Below are 1,728 nucleotides of genomic sequence, written 5' to 3'. Positions count from 1 at the left end.
TCGACCGGGACGCGCTGGTGGCGCAGGTGGGCCTGGATCTGGCGGTGGCGCCGAACGCGACCCTCGGCGTGGCCTATACCGGCCAGACCGGCGCCCGGGCGCAGGACCAGGCCGTCAAGGGCAGCTTCACCCTCCGGTTCTAGCGTGCGAGCCCTGCGCGCCGACGAAATCCACGAAGGCGCGCAGCGGCGCCGGCAAGTGCCGCCGGCCCGGATAGTAGAGGAACGGGCCGGAAAAGACCTGCCACCAGGGTTCGAGAACCGGCTCCAGCGCGCCGCTGTCGATGTGCGGCTGCAGCCAGTCCTCGAACAGGTGGAGGATCCCGGTTCCGGCGATCGCGGCCTCGATCGTGAGGTCGCTGGCGCCGACCCGCACGATCAGCGGCCCGCTCGGGTCCACCCGGACGATGGTGCCGTCGCGCTCGAACTCCCAGGGCGCCGTCAGGGCGCCGCTGGGGAACCGGCCGAGCAGGCAGGCATGGGCGAGGAGATCGCGCGGATGGGTCGGCCGCCCGCGCTGTTCGAGATAGGCCGGGGCCGCCGCGGTGGCGAAACGCTGCCGCCGCGGGCCGATCGGCACCGCGATCATGTCCTGCTCCAGCCGCTCGTCGTAGCGGATGCCAGCGTCGCAGCCCGCCGCCAGCACGTCCACGAACCCGTCCTCAACGACCACCTCCAGGCGGATCTCGGGGTAGGCCGCGAGGAAGGGCGGGATGAGTGCGGGCAGCACCAGCCGGGCCGCGCTCAGCGGCACGTTCAGCCGCAGCGTCCCAGCCGGCCGATCGCGAAACCCGTTCACCACGTCGAGGGCGGCATCCACCTCCGCGAGCGCCGGGCCGAGCCGTTCGAGCAGGCGTGCGCCCGCCTCCGTGGGGGCGACGCTGCGGGTGGTGCGGTTCAGCAGGCGCACCCCTAAGCCGGCCTCCAGCCGGCGCACGGCCTCGCTGAGGCTCGACGCGCTCCTGCCCCCGGCGCGGGCGCCGTCGCGAAAACCGCCCGCCCGCGCCACGGTCACGAAGGCGGTGAGGTCGGCGAGATCCTGCGTCATTGTTCGAGAATGCGCACGGCCCGTGCCGATCGTCACGGCTTATCGGCGCAATCCGTGCCGTCTACATCCGGAGCGCCAACAGGAGATTCGCCATGACGGATATTGCGCAGGCCGGCACGTACCGGCTCGGCGACCGGATCGTGAAACGGCTCGGCTACGGGGCCATGCAGCTCGCCGGGCCCGGCGTGTTCGGGCCGCCGAAGGACCGGGCCGGAGCGGTGGCGGTGCTGCGCGCGGCCGTGGCGGCGGGCGTCGACCACATCGACACCAGCGATTTCTACGGGCCGCACGTCACCAACCAGATCATCCGCGAGGCGCTTCACCCCTATCCGGATGGGCTCGTGATCGTCACGAAGGTCGGCGCCAAGCGGGGGGACGACGCCTCGTGGAACCCGGCCTTCTCGTCCGCGGCGCTGACCCAGGCCATCCACGACAACCTGCGCAACCTCGGTGTCGATACCCTCGACGTGGTCAACCTGCGCCTGATGTTCGACGTCCACGGGCCGGCCGAAGGATCGATCGAGGCACCGCTCACCGTGCTGGCGGATCTCCAGCGCCAGGGGCTGATCCGCCGGATCGGCCTGAGCAACGCCACGCCGGGTCAGGTCGCCGAGGGGCGGCGGATCACCGACATCGTCTGCGTGCAGAACCAGTACAACCTCGCGCACCGGGGCGACGACG

Annotated in this window: 2 protein-coding genes; one reads left to right on the top strand and one right to left on the bottom strand. The window is 71.9% G+C overall.

Annotation, left to right across the window (positions count from 1 at the left end):
- Window positions 1-126: 126 nt before the first annotated feature.
- Window positions 127-1,047, bottom strand: coding sequence for a LysR family transcriptional regulator (locus MKK88_RS17470; RefSeq protein WP_244001872.1), 921 nt, complete (start codon window positions 1,045-1,047; stop codon window positions 127-129).
- 92 nt (window positions 1,048-1,139) lie between these two features.
- On the opposite strand from MKK88_RS17470, the gene MKK88_RS17465 reads away from it, so the two are divergent.
- A partial coding sequence (locus tag MKK88_RS17465) for an oxidoreductase (RefSeq protein WP_244001870.1) occupies window positions 1,140-1,728 on the top strand: 589 nt, incomplete at its 3' end.

This window comes from Methylobacterium sp. E-005 (genome assembly GCF_022829725.1).
Taxonomy (GTDB): Bacteria; Pseudomonadota; Alphaproteobacteria; order Rhizobiales; family Beijerinckiaceae; genus Methylobacterium.
The sequence above is the reverse complement of the archived record's forward strand: the minus strand, read 5'-3'. Positions and strand labels throughout refer to the sequence as shown.